The sequence below is a fragment of the Bradyrhizobium oligotrophicum S58 genome (genome assembly GCF_000344805.1).
GTDB classification, from domain to species: domain Bacteria; phylum Pseudomonadota; class Alphaproteobacteria; order Rhizobiales; family Xanthobacteraceae; genus Bradyrhizobium; species Bradyrhizobium oligotrophicum.
The window spans coordinates 1872980-1887956 of record NC_020453.1; the positions used below are offsets into that span (position 1 = coordinate 1872980).

A 14977-nucleotide genomic window follows, 5' to 3' on the forward strand; every position below is an offset into this window, starting at 1 on the left:
GGCCCCGTACGATGATCGGGATCGACGTCCTGAAGCAGTTGCAGGCCCCGGCCTTGGACGAGGCCGATCGGCCGATTACGACCGTCGTCTATTCCGTGCCTTGCGAGCGGTGTGGCCGGGAGGTCGGGATCGCGTTGAATGCGCTGCGCGCTCCCAGCTTCCATCGCGTCGACGAGCAGGTCGAATGCCCCGAGATCCAGGAGCGCCGGAGCAAGGGTGATGGCGGCCTGCTGCTGATGATGTGTCGGCCGTTGAAGCAGTCGCTCGATGCCAGGTGCGATGCTGCCGCGGTCACGGCGACGGCTCCTGACGCCGGCCGGGCGCGGCGGGTCTGCTGCAGCATCCCCGGCGTGTCGACCGCACAATATTCACCGAACGAGGCGCGCAGCCTTGCCGAGATCTGGCAGGCGCACGGGCAGGCCAAGCTGGCCACCAGCCTGCGCGCGGCAGCTGCGACAGCGGAGCGCTCGCCGCTCGTTCGGACTTTCGCCGCGACCGGCCTCGTCGGCGCATTGCTGCTCGGCCCTCTCGGCGGCTGGTTCATGGTGACGCGCAAGCCGGCCGCGCCGCCGCCATCGCTGCCGGCCGCGCAGCTCCAGGCTGCGGAAAGGTCTGAGCCACCGTCGGACCTCGGACCTGCGGACGCGCCGCCACGCAGCGCCGCTGCGCTGCCAGCATTGGCTGCGACGGACCCAACTCCGGCTCGATCGCAGAATACGTCGGAAGCTGCGATGCCCGCGCGCCCTGCGGAGATGGCACCGGGCGAGGCGCCAGTCCCTGGTGCGCCGGCAGTCGCAAGCACCGGTGCGGATGCAGCCCCGGCCGTGGCTTCGACGGCAGCTCCGGCTCCAACTCCAGAGGAAGGAGCGAAGGTCCGGCTGCCTGACATCGTGATGATCCCAGGCGGAGCCTTCGCGATGGGCGGCGTGGAGAGCGCCGAGCTTCCCGTCCACCGGGTCACGATCAAGCCGTTTGCGCTCGGCAAATACCCGGTCACGGTCGGCGAGTGGAAGGAGTGCGTGACCGACAAGGCATGCGCCGACGTGACCTCAGGTCCGGATGACAACCCGGTCACGAATGTCAGCTACGACGACGCCAAGGCCTATCTGGCGTGGCTCTCGCGGGTCGTGGGCAAGCCGTTTCGGCTTCCGACCGAAGCCGAGTGGGAATATGCAGCGCGCGGCGGCGCGACCACGAAGTTCTGGTGGGGCGACCAGATGCGCGCCGGCATGGCCGGTTGCAGCGGATGCAACGACGCCGGCGAGCCCTCGCGACTGATGAAGGTAGGGAGTTTTCAGGCCAATCCCTTTGGCCTGTTCGACATGGGCGGCTGTGTCGATCAGTGGGTGGCAGACAGCTGGCACAAGACCTATCAGGGGGCGCCGTCCGATGGCTCGGCGTGGACCGATGAGCAGAGCTTTGTCCGCGTCATTCGCTCGGGGTCGTGGAAGAATGACGCGAGCTATGTGCGCAGCGGGAGCCGCGACCACTACGATGCACGTGTCAGGTATCCGACGCACGGCTTCCGCGTCGCCCTTTCACTCTAGGGCGGCCGCATCGCGTGAGCTCCCGGTGAAGAATCGGGGCATTCTCATGCGCGGAACCTCAAATTTGCCGTGGTGCCACCCGAGTTATCGTCTGGCGTTCTTCTTTTGAATTCACGGGTCCTTGCCTGCGGACCATTTTTACGAGTTGGAGAGTTATGAGTGGGGGAAGATCTGCGCGTCCTGCGCCGCCATTCGTCGTGAAGGCGTCGCGACGACGTCTTGTTGCGCCGATTTCGAAGCGTGGGCGGATCGTGTTGGCCATCGCGCTGATGCTGTTGCCCAGCCTTGCATGGGGGCAAGGGACGGCGGCTCCCAAGGACGCTTCGCTTTATTTCGTCTCGCCGGCCGATGGCGATACCGTGAAGGGCGCATTTCGGTGCCGCTTCGGGCTGCGCAACATGGGCGTGACGCATGCCGGCGACAGCTTTGCCAATAGTGGCCATCATCATCTTCTGATCGATTCCGATGAGCCGATCAGTCCGGGCGAACCGATTCCGCAGGATAGAAAGCACCTTCACTATGGCGCAGGCGAGACCGAGGCGCTGGTCGAACTGCCTCCGGGCAAGCATACGCTGCAGCTGGTGCTCGGCGACGGCATGCACTTCAACTTCGACCCGCCGCTGGTGTCGAAGAAGATCACCATCACCGTCAGCAATGCGTCGCAGCGACACGGCGAGAGCCTCGCGCATGTCCACCGGCGGAGCCGCCATCTTCAAGTGCGCACCGCACGACCAGCCCCGCCAGCCCCCGCCCCGGACGCGCCGCCACCCGACCCCTCCAAATCCGCGAGCGCCGTCGATTTCATCAAGAATCAGTTGTTCGGCACGAAATGAACGTAGGCCGATCATCGGCAGATTGGACTGCTCGCATCTTCAGACGAAGCAGCTCGAAGTGCCGGCTGAGGAGCGCTCCGACGAGATCGGCGAGATAGCCGCGCCTCGCTCGTGTTCAAGCGCAGTGTGGTCGAGCGCCTGGCTTGCGACGGGACAAAACGAGCATCAAGCTCGCGCCAAAGGTCTGACTGCTGCCGTGATTGCTAGTGTCCACGCGAGCGAGGAGCGCCTACGCGTTTCCGCCGCAGGACGAGACGTCGTCGCTCGACTAGCCTTGACGACGCAGAAATCCCGTGATCGTCACCTTCTCCCAGATGCCGGCCGCGGCAAAGGGATCGGCGCTGTTGAACGCTTCGACTTCGGCTCGCCCGGGCGCCTCGATGAGGAACAGGCTGCCGATCATCTTCTCGCCGTCGTCGGACACCAGCGGGCCCGACATCACGATCTTGACGCCGAAGCGCGACGTGTCGCTGAGGAACGCCTTGTGCGCATCATAGTTGGCGAGCCGGGTCGGCAGCGCGCCGGTGCGGTCGAGGGCGTGAATGGCAAACAGCATGATGTCTCCGATCAGAACTTGGGACGGCCATCCAAGCGGCCGTCCCGGGGGCGTTGAACGTGTGGCCGACTACTTGACGCCGAGCTTGACGGCCTCTTCGAAGGTCGGGCAGATCCGGCTCTCCAGCGGCACGTCGAAAGGCTTGAAATTGTCCTGGGTGATGATGGTCGGCTTCAGCACGATCTCGTTGATGACGGGCTGTTCGCGAAGCGCGCGGATCGCCATCATCGTTCCGAGGCAACCCTGCGCGAAACCGTTGTAGTCGCCGCTGGCGAGCAGTTTGCCAGACTTGATGGCGTCGATCGCCTCCTTGGTGCCGTTGATGCCGATTACCTGCGCCTTCCGGTTGGCGCCGTCGAGCGCCTCGATCGCGCCGACCGCCATGGCGTCATTGGCGGCGAGCACGCCGTCGATCTGCGCGTTGGACTGCATCAGGTTCTCCATCACCTGCAGCGCCTGCAGCCGTTGATAGTTGCCGGGCTGCGAGGCGAGCAGCTTGATCCCCGGATTCTCCTTCAGCGCATCGTTGAAGCCGCGGACGCGGTCGACATTGGTCAGCGAGCCCTTGACGCCCTCGATGATGACGATGTTGCCCTTGCCGCTGAGCGCCTTCAGGAGATAGCGCGCGGTCTCGAGGCCGAGGCTGTAGTCGTCGGCGCCGATGAAGGAAAGGAACTTGCCGCCGGCGGAACGGTCGGTGATGTTGACCACGGGGATCTTGGCGTCGTTGATCTTTTCGACTCCCGGCACCATCGCCTTGTAGTCGACCGGCGTGAAGACGATGGCGCTCGGCTTCTTCACCACCACGTCCTCAATCTGGCTGAGTTGCTCAGGGATCGAGTCGGGCTTGGTCGGGATGTAATGGAGCGTCTTGGCGTTGAGGACCTTTGCCATGTTGTCGGCGCCGACCCGCACGGTCTGGAAGAACGGGTTGGTCTGGTTCTTGGTGAACACGGCGATGGTCTCGCCATCGGCGCGGGCCTGGGTCGTGAATGCCGCCGCCATCAGGAGCGGCAGCGCGAGATAGCCTAATTTCCGGTACTGCATTGTGGTCTCCATCCCTCATTCTGGTTTGTTGGTCTTTCAGAAACTCATTGCGTGCGGCGGCGCGTCTTCATATCGAGCCAGACCGCGAGAATGACGATGACCCCGGTGACGAGCGGCTGCCAGTTGGCGCTCACCGACAGGAGGTTCATGCCGTTCAGCACGAGCGTCAGGATCAGCGCGCCGACAAAGGTGCCGAATACGGTGCCGACGCCGCCGAACAGCGAGGTGCCGCCGATCAGCACGGCCGCGATCGCCGGCAGCGTCAGGCTCTCGCCGATGTCGGCCTCCGCCGAATTCAGCCGCGACAGAAAAATGATCGAGGCGAGTCCAGCCATGGTGCCGGAGACGGCATAGACCAGCAGCAATCGCCGCGTGACCGGGATGCCCGAGAGTCGCGCCGCGACCGGATTGGCGCCGATCGCATAGATCTCCTGGCCCCAGATCGTTCGCTGGGCAAACAGCGTTCCGATCCCAAGGAACACCAGCAGCAGATAGACCGGGATCGGCAGGCCGAACAGATAGCCGCTGCCAATCTGGCGAAAGCCCGCGGGAAAGCCATGGATGGTGTCGCCCGCCATGTACCAATAAGTGAGGCCGTTGAGCACCCACAGCATGCCGTAGGTGGCGATGAAGGAAGGGATGCGCAGCGCGGTCACCATCACGCCGTTGAGCAGGCCGACAGCGCCGCCGACGACCAGCGCGGTGACGATGCCGAGCAGCGGCGAGCCGGTCTGGTGGATCACGGTGCCGGCGAGGCAGGCGGAAAGCGCGACATTGGCTCCGACGGACAGATCGAGACCGGCGGTCAGCACCACCAGCGTCAGGCCCGAGGCGATGAAGAAGGTCAGGCTCGCCTGGCGCAGCACGTTGAGGATGTTGCCAAGGCTCAGGAAGGAATCGCTGAGCACCGCGAGCACAGCGCAGATGAGCAGCGCGGCGAGCAGGCGATAGAACACCTGGATCGCCTCCTGCGACACGAGGGAGCGGGATGGCGAAATGGCCTGTTTGGTGATGTCCGTCATGCGCGGCTCCGCAGTCCGTCGAGGAACAGTGCGACGATGACGAGAAGACCGACGCTTGCCACCTGCACCGAGGATGGCAGGGAAATGAGGTTGAGCCCGTTGCGCAGGACGCCGACGGCGATCACGCCGAGCAGGGTGCCGAGCAGCCAGCCATTGCCGCGCTCGAACGAGGTGCCGCCGACCGCAACCGCTGCGATGGCATCGAATTCGATGCCAAGGCCCGCGGTCGGATGTCCGGAGTTCATGCGCGCGGTCATCAGCAGACCGGCGATGCCGGCCATGGCACCGCCGATCGCATAGACCGCGATCAGGAGCCGGTTCGGCGAGAGGCCGGCGTAGCGCAGCGCTTCGCGGTTGCCACCGAGCGCGAAGATGTAGGTGCCGAAGCGGGTATGATAGAGCAGGCCGTGGAACGCAGCATAGGTCACGAGCGCCATCACGATCGGAACGGGCACGCCCAGCAACGTCGACGAGTAGATGTCGCGCACGCTGTGGGGAATGCCGACCACGCTCTGGCCGTCGCTGACGATCAGCGAGAGGCCCTGCGCCATGCCGAGCGTGCCGAGCGTCGCGACGAATGGCGGAATGCCCAGGATCGCGACCAGCCAGCCGTTGACGGTGCCGAACGCGGCGCCGACCAGCAGGCCGGCGCCCAGGCCCAGCAGCATCGATTGGGTCGCCAGCGACACGATCGCGACGCAGAGCGAGGTCAGCGTCAGCACCGCGCCCATCGACAGGTCGAGCCCCTCGGTCATGATGATCAATGTCATCGGCAGTGCGAGCATGGTCAGGATCGTCGACTGCACCAGCACGTTGGAGAGATTGGCGCCGGACAGGAAGCCGGGCGCGGTCGCGCTGAACAGCGCGATGAGCACGACCAGAACGATGGCAACGCCGGGAATGCGTTGCAGCGGATGGGGCTGTGAAACGACCGCTGCCTCACGCATGATGCATCCCCAGTCGCACGATGTTCTCCTCGGTCAGTTCGCTGCGCGTCAGATGTCCGGCAATGCGCCCCTCGCGCATCACATAGGCGCGGTCGCAGACATGGCAGATCTCGATCTGCTCGGACGAGATCATCAGCGCCGCCGCGCCTTCGGCGACGAGGCGGTCGATCAGCGCAAAAATCTCGGACTTGGCGCCGATGTCGATGCCTCGCGTCGGCTCGTCGAAGATGAAGAGTTTTGAGCCGGCCGCCAGCCATTTGCCGATGACGACCTTCTGCTGATTGCCGCCGGAGAGCAGGCCGACGGTCTGCCGCGCGCTCGGCGTGGCGATCCTGAGTTGCCTGATCAGGTTGTTGGACGTGCGCTGCGCGCTGCGCTGGTCGAAAAGGCCGCTCGGGAACAGCTTTCGCAGCGCCGCGACGACGAGATTGTCGCCGACTGAGCGGAGCAGCGCGAGTCCCTCGCTCTTGCGGCTTTCCGGGATCAGCGCGATGCCGCGGCGGGCGGCGACATCGGGCGCGCCCGAGATCGACTTGCCGTCGAAGATGATCTCGCCGGAGGTCACCGGATCGGCGCCGAAGATGGCGCGCGCCACTTCGCTGCGGCCGGACCCGACCAGTCCGCAAAGGCCGACGATCTCGCCGCGGCGCACCTCGATGTTGATGTCGGAAATACCGGTCGGCGACGTCAGGTCCTTGACGCTGAGCAGCACCTCGCCCGGTCTGTCGGCGAAATGGCGCGGATAGGTCATGTCGACATTGCGGCCGACCATCATGCGGACGAGCTGGTCCGGCGTGACGTCGGCCGGACGGACGCCGTCGATGCGGCGGCCGTCGCGCAGCACGGTGATGCGATCGCCGAGCGCAAACACTTCGGCCATGCGGTGCGAGATATAGACGATGGACACGCCCTCGGCCTTCAGTCGCGCGATCAGCGCGAACAGCAGCTCGGTCTCGCGGTCGGACAGCGCCGCCGTCGGCTCGTCCATGACGAGAATGCGTGCGTTCTGGCTGATCGCTTTCGCGATCTCGACCATCTGCTGCTGCGCCACGCCGAGCTTCTCGACGATGGTGGAGGGATCGATATCGAAGCCGATCGTAGCGAGCACGCGCCTGGCATCAGCCAGGATCTTGCGACGGTCGATGGTGCCGGGGATGCGGCCCTTCGGTTCGCGACCGAGGAAGATGTTCTGGGCGATATCGAGATAGGGGACCAGCGAGAACTCCTGGAAGATCACGGCAATGCCGAGCTTCTGCGCGTCCGCGGTCGAACTGATCGCGACCTTCTCGCCCTTGTAAGCGAACTCGCCGGCATCGGCCGAGTAGGCGCCGCACAGCACCTTCATCAGGCTCGACTTGCCGGCGCCGTTCTCGCCCAGCAGCATGTGGACTTCGCCGGGGTAGATGGCAAACGACACCTCATCGAGCGCCTTGACGCCGGGAAACGCCTTGCTGATACCGCGGAGCTCCAGCAGCGGCGTGGCCGAGGAAGCATCGAGGGGCATCGCCGCCGTGCTCATGCGACCGCTCCATCTGCAAAGATCTTTCCGGGGTTCATCAAGCCGTTCGGATCCAGCGTCCGCTTGATCGACCGCATCACGTCGACGGCGCCGCCGAGCTCGTCAGTGAGATAGTCGATCTTGCCGAGCCCGATGCCGTGCTCGCCGGTGCAGGTGCCGTCCATGGCGATGGCGCGGGCGACCATGCGCGCCTGCAGCGCCTTGGCGCCTTCTGTCTCGTCCGGCAGCGCCGGATCGATCAGGATCAGCATGTGGAAATTACCGTCGCCGACATGGCCGACGATCGGCGCGGTGAAGCCGTGCTCATCCGCGTCGCGTCGCGTCTCGGTCAGGCATTCTGCCAGGCGCGAGATCGGCACGCACACGTCGGTGATCACGGCGCGCGCGCCGGGCCTCAGGCCCAGGCCCGCGTAAAGCGTGTTGTCGCGGGCGTGCCAGAGCCGGCTGCGGTCCTCCGGCGCCTTCGCCCAGGCGAACCCGTGGCCGCCATGATCGGCGGCAATCGCCTGCGCGGCCTCGGCCTGCTCGGCGACGGATGTCTCCGAGCCGTGGAACTCGAAGAACAGCGTCGGGGCCTCGCGATAGCCGAGCTTTGCGTAGACATTGATGCCCCGCATCATGACGTCGTCGAGCAGCTCGACGCGCGCCACGGGGATCGCCGCCTGGATCACGGAGATCGCGGTGTCGACGGCATCGTGCAGGGTATCGAAGCTGCAGACCGCGGCTGAAATCGCCTGCGGCACCGGGTGCACCTTCAACGTAATCTCGGTGATGACGCCGAGCGTGCCTTCTGCGCCGACGAACATGCGCGTCAGGTCATAGCCGGCCGCCGACTTGCGCGCGCGCTGGGCGGTGCGGATCACGCGCCCGTCGGCCAGCACCACCTCCAGCGCCATGACATTGTCCTTCATGGTGCCGTAGCGCACCGCCATGGTGCCGGAGGCGCGCGTGGAGGTCATGCCGCCGATCGAGGCATCCGCGCCGGGATCGATCGGAAAGAACAGGCCCGTATTCCGCAGCTCCGCACCGAGCTGCTTTCGCGTGATGCCGGGCTGCACCACGACGTCCATGTCGCTCGCGTGCACCGCCAGCACCTTGTTCATGCGTGCGAAATCGAAGCACACGCCGCCCGCGACCGCGGCCGTATTGCCTTCGAGGGAGGTGCCGGCGCCGAACGGGATGATCGGCATACCAACATCGGCGCAGAGCTTGACGATCTCGGCAACCTCCTGCGTCGTCTCCGGAAAGACCACGATGTCGGGCGGCAGGTTGCGGTAATGCGACTCGCTCTGCCCGTGCTGATCGAGCACGCCGCGCGCGACGCTGGCGCGTGGGCCGATCAAGCCGGTGAGGCGATCGGCCAATGCTGCTGCGCTGACCCGCGGTCCCATCCTTGCTCCCTCTCTGTCTGCGGCGTCGGACTCTGTGGGGTCCGTTGTCGCCGTCGTCCCGGTCAGGCGGCCCTTGCGCTGCCCGCAGCCTGCTTCAGAACGAAATCGTATTTGAGATGAAAATACGCGCTGCCCACCATGCGACCATCCGGCGCACGGCCGGCCGGCTGATGGATGAATTCGCGGATCAGGCTGTCCTTGACGCCGAACACGACGTCGGAGTCGAGGTATGTGTCGCCGGCGACGAACACGTGGGTCACGAGCTGCTCGAAGCCTGGCGCGGAGATCATGAAATGCACATGCGCGGGACGCCAGGGATGACGGCCCTGCGCCTGCAGCATCTGGCCGACCGGGCCGTCATGCGGGATCGGGTAGGCGGCGGGCTTGATCGACCAGAAATGGAAGTGGCCATTCGCGTCGGCATGGAACCGCGCGCGCATCGCGAGATCGCCGATCTCGTCGAGCCTTTGCACGTCGTAATAGCCGTCATTATCGGAATGCCAGACATCGACGACGGCCCCGGCAAGCGGCCCGCCGTCGATGGTCGAGACCGAGCCGGTGACGAGCATCGGGTCGCCCTCCATGCTGCCGGAGATGTCGTCGCCGCTGTTCTTCTCGGGTGCGGCCTGAACGAAGAACGGGCCCAGCACCGTGGTCTCGGTCGCGCCGTCCGGCACCGGATGGTTGATGGCATCGACGAGCATGGAGACGCCGAGCGTATCCGACAACAGGATGAACTCCTGGCGCTTGTCGTCGCACATCTGGCCGGTTCGGGTCAGGAAGTCGATGCCGTATTCCCATTCTTTCTGAGTAGGGCGGATCTCGCGCACGAAGGCGTGGAGGTGGCGCACCAGGGCTTCGCTGATCTGCTTGACGCGCGGATCGGTTGCGCCTTCGAAGCGCTCCAGCACCGCGTCCGTGATCGTGTCTTCGCTGAAGTTGCGCAAAGCGTCCTCCGTCAGAGTTTCGGTTCGCTGAGTCCGGACAGCCGTTCGAGATGCCGCACGGTGGCGATGAAGTCGGTCTCGCTGTCGCCTTGTGCGATCAGCGATCCGTAGGTCTCGCGCACGTGAGCCGCGAGCTGCAGCGGCACGCCGACGGCATGGCCGGCCCCGAGGATGAGGTCGAGGTCCTTCGCCATCTGCGCGCAGGAGAAGTTGGGAGCGAAATCGCGCGAGCGCAGGGAGGCCGTCTTGTACTTGACCATTGGCGACGCCACCGCGCTGTCGTCGAGCACCTTCAGCATGTCCTGCCAGGCGATGCCGCCCTTGCGTGCCAGCGCGAGGCTCTCGGCCATCATCGCCGCCGACACCGCGATCATCAGGTTGACGGCCAGCTTCGCGTAGCGCGCTTCCTCGCCTGGCCCGAGATAGGTCTGCGCCCGGGTGAAGGCCGCGAACACCGGGTGGACGCGATCGAAGACATCCTTGGGGCCCGACACGAAGCAGGTCAGTGCTCCCGTATGGACGATGCTTGCCGTTCCGGACACCGGCGCACGCAGATATGCGATGCCGTGCGCGTGGGCCGCGGCGTCGAGGTCGCCGGACGCGTCCGCACTGACCGTGCTGGTCTCGATCAGCACGGCGTTCGACGCCATGGCAGCAACGAGGCCGTTCGGTCCGAACATCACGGCGCGCAGGGCGGTATCGTCCGGCAGCGAGCTGATGACGACGGAGCGGCCGCTGACCGCCTCGGCCGCTGAGCTTGCGACAGAGATGCCCTGTTCACGCGCGAGCGCGAGCCGCGCTGCACTCTGGTCGAAAGCGGTGACGGGGTAACCGGCCTTGGCGACCAGCGCGGACATCGGCAGGCCCATCTTGCCGATTCCCATGAAAGCGATGTCCTCTGATTTTTTTGTCACCGTTCTCGTCCGTTGGCTGTCTCAGGCGACGTGCCGTCGTCGTTCGACGTCTCGCACCAGTCGCTGCCCAGATTGCGGGAGCAGCGCCTTCTTGTCACGCTGCTCTGGTCGACACCGGCGGTTCGCCCGCCCAGGCCCGCGCGATCAGGTCGCGCAGCGCGTTGCGCTCGATCGGCCGCGGATTCCAGTAGGCGTTGGTGATCGCGAGATCGACCGCCTTGTCGATGCCGCTTTCCGGCATGCCGATGTCGCGGAGCGCGAGCTTCGTATCGAGCCGCTTGGCAAGGTCGTAGAGGCCCTGGGCCGCATCCGCCGCGCCGATCGCGCGTGCGATGCGGGCCATCGCATCGGGCACAGCCGGCGCGTTGTAGGCCACCGCGTGCGGAAGCACGATGGTGTGCGTCTCCGCGTGCGGCAGATCGAAGGTTCCACCGAGCGTGTGGCAGAGCTTGTGGTGCAGCGCCATGCCGACGGTGCCGAGGCAGATGCCGCACAGCCACGCGCCATAAAGCGCCTCGGTGCGGGCATCGCGATCATCGCCCTTGTCGGCAATCGCGGGCAGGGCGTGCGCCAGCGCGCGGATGCCTTCTTCAGCCATTAGCGAGGTCACGGGATTGGCGTCGCGCGCATACAGCGCTTCCGCCGCATGCGCGATCGCATTGATGCCGGAGGTGGCTGCAAGGCCTGCGGGCAGGGTCAGCGTCAGGTCGACGTCGTAGATCACGGTCTCCGGCAGCACCGCCGGATCGCGCAGCGTGGTCTTCAAGCCGTCCCGGGTCTCGCCGAGGATCGGGGTCATCTCGGAGCCCGCATAGGTGGTTGGGATGCAGAGCTGATTGACGCCGGTGCGCAGCGCCAGTGCCTTGCCGAGGCCCGTCGTCGATCCGCCGCCCAGCGAGACCACGCAATCGGCCTCGCATCCCTTCATCGCCGCCAGCGCCCGCTCGGTCACGTCAACCGGCGTATGCATGGTGGCGCCGGCAAAGATGCCGGCATGGAGCGGTCCGAGCGCCGTTCCAAGCTTCGCGCCCTCTGCTTGCTGTTGCGGTGTTGTCAGGACCAGCGCGCGCCTGCCGCCGAGGCGCTCGATCTCGGCCTTGGCCGCGCCAAGCGTGCCGCTGCCGAACACGACGCGGCAAGGCAGATTTTCGAAGATGAACGAACCGATCATGTCCCGGTCTCCTGGATGGGGTAGTCCACCTGGAAACGGCCGATCCGCATGTCGCCAAGCTCCTCGCGCACGCGCAAGTGCTCTGGATGCGTGGCATAGGCCTGAAGTGCGGCGCTGTCGGTGAATTCGGACAGCAGGACGACGTCGCAGGCATAGTCGACATCGCTGACGTCGAGGCCCACCTCGATATGCGTGAGGCCGTCGATCCGGCCCTTCAGCCCCTCGAACAGGGTTTTCACCTTGAGCCGGGCCGCGGCACGCTCCGCAGGGGTCTCCCAGCGCAGCCGCCACATGACGATGTGCCTGATCTGGCTCGACATTCCCTGATTTCCTCGCCGACGATTGTTCTCGTTGTGCGCATTTTGTCTTGCAGAAATCAGAAATAAAGGCCAACTCTCGGAAGTCTCTTTTTCGAATTGCGCAAAAATGGACCGCCTGCTCCAACTCGAGGTGTTTTCCAGGACGGCCGAGCTCGGCAGCCTCACCAAGGCGGCCGAGAGTCTGCGGATGTCGAATGCGGCGGTGAGCCGGCATCTCAGCGCGCTGGAGGAGCGCCTCGAGGTGCGCCTGATTGAGCGCAACACGCGGCGTCTCTGGCTGACGGAAGCCGGGCAGGAGCTGTTGCAGCGTTGCGGCACGCTGTTGAACGAGCTCGCCGAGGCGGAAGATGCGGTCTCTGACCGGGCTTTGTCGCCGCGGGGGATGCTCAGCGTCACGAGCTCACTGTCCTTCGCCATGATCTATCTCGCGCCGATGCTGCCGCCCTTCCGCGCGCTTTATCCGAAGCTCAACGTGCAGATCATCACCGCCAACCGCTATCCCGATTTCATCGAGGCCGGCGTCGACGTCGCGATCCGCACCCGCGAGCACGAGCCGGACTCGAACATCATCATCCGTCGCATCGGCCAGATGCGGCGCGTGCTGGCGGCGGCACCGTCTTATCTCGCCAGGAACGGACAGCCGGAGGCGCCGAGCGATCTCGGCCGCCATGACATGCTGATCTACAACCTCGCCAACGATCCCTATTCGCTGCGGCTCACCAGGGACAACGCCGCGCAGACCATCCGCATCGCGCCCACGCTGGACAGCAACGACGGTCAGGTGATCCGCGGGGCCGCGCTCGCGGGTCTCGGCATCCTGGTCCAGCCGCTCTACATCGTGCAGGGCGACATCCTGGCCGGCAACCTTGTGCCGGTGCTGGTGGACTGGGAGCTGCCGCTACTGACGATGAACATTGCCTATCAGAACCGCGTTCGGTTGCCGGCCAAGATCAGGGTTTTTCTGGATTTTCTCGTCGATCATATCCGCGAAAGTTCTGACGCCGGCATTTGGATGAACGCCATAAAATAACAATCGACCCGATAGAGCGGGCGGCCATCGATGTCGCGCCACTTCAGCCGGTGGTTTGGATCGCGCCGTTGCTCTATGCTGCAGATCCCAAGCGGCTCGCGCCCTAAACACCGACCGGGGAGCCCGGCTGACGGCCGACGCGTCATTCCGCTTTGTTGCTGAACCCTGCGGGAAGCGTGGCGAGGAACGACATCACGCGCTGCGTGCGCAGGGGCGGACGGCGGTTGGAGGTGCGCAGCATCCATAGCGGCTCCGCCGGCGCGCGCCAGGGCGCAAGCACTTCGACGAGTCGGCCGGTGCGCAGTTCGTCATGGACGAGCCACGCCGGCCCCCAGCCGATGCCGAACCCATTCGCGATCAAAGCGACCGAAGCGTGTGCGTCGTCGCAAATATGCTTGGGCTTGGGCGCGACGCGAACGGGTCGTTTGCCGCGCGGGTCGGTGAAGCGCCAGGTCAGGATCTGGCCGCTCGCGGGATTGCGGAAGCCGACGTGGTCATGCGCGGAAAGCTCGTAGGGACTAGCCGGCGCCCCGCGCGCATTCAGATAGGCAGGCGAGGCGCAGGCGATCCAGGAGAACGTGCACAGCCGCCGCGCCAGATGGCCGGGCGTCCGCTCGAGGGGGCCCGAGCGGATCGCGATGTCGACGCCTTCTGCCGCGAGATCGAGAATCTCGTTGCGGAATTTGACCTCGATCTCGATTTCCGGCCGCTCCTGCAGGAACGCGGGCAGCCGCGGCAGGATGCAGGCGCGCGCGAACGAGGCGGGGGCGGTCACGCGCACCCGCCCGCCATCGTCGCGCGCGACGTCGCCGAGCGCGGATTGGACATGGGCGAGACTCTCTGTCAGTGCGCGTCCCGCCGCCATCAGCCGGTCGCCCTCTGCGGTCAGCGCCAGCGAATGGGTCGAGCGATGCAAAAGCCTGATGCCGCGAGCCTGTTCGAGGCGGGCGACCGCCTTGGACATCGCCGAGGTGGTCGTCCCCGCCCGCCGCGCGGCTTCGGCGAAGGAGCCCGCCTCGACGACGCGGATGAAGGCGAGGAGGCGCGAGAGATCGGGAGGAAAGACCGTTGTGGACATTCAGTCCACATAGTCATGGCGGTGCCGTCGCTACAAGAGGCCGTTCCGATGGGCCAAATGGGGAGCGTCAGCGCGCATCCTGCGCCGCTGGAAACCGCGGGACATCCCATGAACCCTATCGAAATCACCCTGCAAGCCCTCGACGCCGCCGAGCGCGCGCTCCCGCCCGGCCAGCCGGTCTATATGCTCAATCTGCTGCGCTACCGCGCGCATGCCCGCTACGAGGACGGCTTTGACGCCACACCCTGCTCGGGCCGCGAAGCCCTTCACGAACGCTATCGGCCGGCATTCCGGCGTCTCGCGGCCGGTCAACCGCTCGTGCGGATGTTTTCCGGGCCGGTGCTGGCGAGCCTGGTCGGCCCGCAAGGCGAACGCTGGGACGAAGCGGCGCTCAATGAATACGGCGATTTCGCCACCTTCCGCTCGATCGTCGACACCGAGACCTACCGGCGCGAAGCCGCCCCGCATCGACACGCGGCGCTCGAGGATTTCAGGCTGTTCGCGCTCGTCAAGGCAATGTGAATGCATCGAGGCGCCGGCCTGTCGAGCAGTTTGGCGCGGTGGCCGCGGGCGTTCAATTCAGACGGCGAGCAGCCCGGAGCTTGATTGATGCGCTGATAGGAAGCTCCGCGCATCACCCGTTCGTCTCAACGTC

Annotated in this window: 15 protein-coding genes; 4 read left to right on the forward strand and 11 right to left on the reverse strand. The window is 65.8% G+C overall.

Features of this window, described 5'->3' with window-relative positions; all coding sequences use genetic code 11:
* Positions 1 to 11: 11 nt before the first annotated feature.
* Positions 12 to 1547: a formylglycine-generating enzyme family protein gene (locus tag S58_RS07920; protein ID WP_042338960.1), complete on the forward strand. Its 1536-nt coding sequence runs from the start codon at positions 12 to 14 to the stop codon at positions 1545 to 1547.
* 269 nt (positions 1548 to 1816) lie between these two features.
* Complete coding sequence (locus S58_RS07925) at positions 1817 to 2380, forward strand: DUF4399 domain-containing protein (protein ID WP_042340638.1); 564 nt, start codon at positions 1817 to 1819, stop codon at positions 2378 to 2380.
* Positions 2381 to 2648: 268 nt separating this feature from the next.
* Here the strand turns inward: S58_RS07925 and S58_RS07930 are convergent, their stop codons facing one another.
* The 10 genes from S58_RS07930 to S58_RS07975 form a co-directional block, all read right to left on the reverse strand.
* Positions 2649 to 2936, reverse strand: a complete 288-nt coding sequence (locus S58_RS07930) for a YciI family protein (protein WP_015664750.1) — start codon at positions 2934 to 2936, stop codon at positions 2649 to 2651.
* A 69-nt stretch (positions 2937 to 3005) separates the two neighbouring features.
* Entirely contained in the window at positions 3006 to 3983 is a 978-nt protein-coding gene (locus S58_RS07935) for a sugar ABC transporter substrate-binding protein (protein WP_042340639.1), read from the reverse strand.
* 44 nt (positions 3984 to 4027) lie between these two features.
* On the reverse strand, positions 4028 to 5005 hold the full coding sequence (locus S58_RS07940) for an ABC transporter permease (RefSeq protein ID WP_015664752.1): 978 nt from the start codon (positions 5003 to 5005) through the stop codon (positions 4028 to 4030).
* Positions 5002 to 5952, reverse strand: a complete 951-nt coding sequence (locus S58_RS07945) for an ABC transporter permease (RefSeq protein ID WP_015664753.1) — start codon at positions 5950 to 5952, stop codon at positions 5002 to 5004. The genes S58_RS07940 and S58_RS07945 overlap by 4 nt, the downstream gene beginning before the upstream one ends.
* Positions 5945 to 7471, reverse strand: coding sequence for a sugar ABC transporter ATP-binding protein (locus S58_RS07950; protein ID WP_015664754.1), 1527 nt, complete (start codon positions 7469 to 7471; stop codon positions 5945 to 5947). The genes S58_RS07945 and S58_RS07950 overlap by 8 nt, the downstream gene beginning before the upstream one ends.
* Complete coding sequence (locus tag S58_RS07955; protein WP_015664755.1) at positions 7468 to 8862, reverse strand: FAD-linked oxidase C-terminal domain-containing protein; 1395 nt, start codon at positions 8860 to 8862, stop codon at positions 7468 to 7470. Before S58_RS07955 ends, S58_RS07950 begins: the two co-directional genes overlap by 4 nt.
* Before the next feature lie 62 nt (positions 8863 to 8924).
* Complete coding sequence (locus S58_RS07960) at positions 8925 to 9809, reverse strand: intradiol ring-cleavage dioxygenase (protein WP_015664756.1); 885 nt, start codon at positions 9807 to 9809, stop codon at positions 8925 to 8927.
* A gap of 11 nt (positions 9810 to 9820) precedes the next feature.
* A complete protein-coding gene (locus S58_RS07965; protein WP_015664757.1) occupies positions 9821 to 10693 on the reverse strand; it encodes an NAD(P)-dependent oxidoreductase in 873 nt (290 codons plus the stop codon).
* Between the two features lie 124 nt (positions 10694 to 10817).
* Positions 10818 to 11894, reverse strand: a complete 1077-nt coding sequence (locus S58_RS07970) for a maleylacetate reductase (RefSeq protein WP_015664758.1) — start codon at positions 11892 to 11894, stop codon at positions 10818 to 10820.
* The gene (locus tag S58_RS07975; RefSeq protein WP_015664759.1) at positions 11891 to 12214 is read right to left on the reverse strand and encodes a Dabb family protein; all 324 of its coding nucleotides are present in this window, start codon (positions 12212 to 12214) and stop codon (positions 11891 to 11893) included. The genes S58_RS07970 and S58_RS07975 overlap by 4 nt, the downstream gene beginning before the upstream one ends.
* Positions 12215 to 12320: 106 nt before the next feature.
* On the opposite strand from S58_RS07975, the gene S58_RS07980 reads away from it, so the two are divergent.
* On the forward strand, positions 12321 to 13244 hold the full coding sequence (locus S58_RS07980) for a LysR family transcriptional regulator (protein ID WP_015664760.1): 924 nt from the start codon (positions 12321 to 12323) through the stop codon (positions 13242 to 13244).
* Between the two features lie 142 nt (positions 13245 to 13386).
* Here the strand turns inward: S58_RS07980 and S58_RS07985 are convergent, their stop codons facing one another.
* Positions 13387 to 14322: a LysR family transcriptional regulator gene (locus S58_RS07985; RefSeq protein WP_015664761.1), complete on the reverse strand. Its 936-nt coding sequence runs from the start codon at positions 14320 to 14322 to the stop codon at positions 13387 to 13389.
* 108 nt (positions 14323 to 14430) lie between these two features.
* Between S58_RS07985 and S58_RS07990 the strand changes: the two genes are divergently transcribed.
* On the forward strand, positions 14431 to 14844 hold the full coding sequence (locus S58_RS07990) for a hypothetical protein (protein ID WP_042340640.1): 414 nt from the start codon (positions 14431 to 14433) through the stop codon (positions 14842 to 14844).
* Positions 14845 to 14977: the final 133 nt, after the last annotated feature.

Excerpts from the sequence above, each read along its gene's own strand:
- S58_RS07940 (WP_015664752.1), bottom strand. The coding sequence starts at position 5,005 with ATGACGGACATCACCAAACAGGCCATTTCGCCATCCCGCTCCCTCGTG.
- S58_RS07970 (WP_015664758.1), bottom strand. The coding sequence starts at position 11,894 with ATGATCGGTTCGTTCATCTTCGAAAATCTGCCTTGCCGCGTCGTGTTC.
- S58_RS07930 (WP_015664750.1), bottom strand. The coding sequence starts at position 2,936 with ATGCTGTTTGCCATTCACGCCCTCGACCGCACCGGCGCGCTGCCGACC.
- S58_RS07950 (WP_015664754.1), bottom strand. The coding sequence starts at position 7,471 with ATGAGCACGGCGGCGATGCCCCTCGATGCTTCCTCGGCCACGCCGCTG.
- S58_RS07925 (WP_042340638.1), top strand. The coding sequence starts at position 1,817 with ATGCTGTTGCCCAGCCTTGCATGGGGGCAAGGGACGGCGGCTCCCAAG.
- S58_RS07955 (WP_015664755.1), bottom strand. The coding sequence starts at position 8,862 with ATGGGACCGCGGGTCAGCGCAGCAGCATTGGCCGATCGCCTCACCGGC.
- S58_RS07985 (WP_015664761.1), bottom strand. The coding sequence starts at position 14,322 with ATGTCCACAACGGTCTTTCCTCCCGATCTCTCGCGCCTCCTCGCCTTC.
- S58_RS07920 (WP_042338960.1), top strand. The coding sequence starts at position 12 with ATGATCGGGATCGACGTCCTGAAGCAGTTGCAGGCCCCGGCCTTGGAC.
- S58_RS07935 (WP_042340639.1), bottom strand. The coding sequence starts at position 3,983 with ATGCAGTACCGGAAATTAGGCTATCTCGCGCTGCCGCTCCTGATGGCG.
- S58_RS07980 (WP_015664760.1), top strand. The coding sequence starts at position 12,321 with ATGGACCGCCTGCTCCAACTCGAGGTGTTTTCCAGGACGGCCGAGCTC.
- S58_RS07975 (WP_015664759.1), bottom strand. The coding sequence starts at position 12,214 with ATGTCGAGCCAGATCAGGCACATCGTCATGTGGCGGCTGCGCTGGGAG.
- S58_RS07990 (WP_042340640.1), top strand. The coding sequence starts at position 14,431 with ATGAACCCTATCGAAATCACCCTGCAAGCCCTCGACGCCGCCGAGCGC.
- S58_RS07965 (WP_015664757.1), bottom strand. The coding sequence starts at position 10,693 with ATGGGAATCGGCAAGATGGGCCTGCCGATGTCCGCGCTGGTCGCCAAG.
- S58_RS07945 (WP_015664753.1), bottom strand. The coding sequence starts at position 5,952 with ATGCGTGAGGCAGCGGTCGTTTCACAGCCCCATCCGCTGCAACGCATT.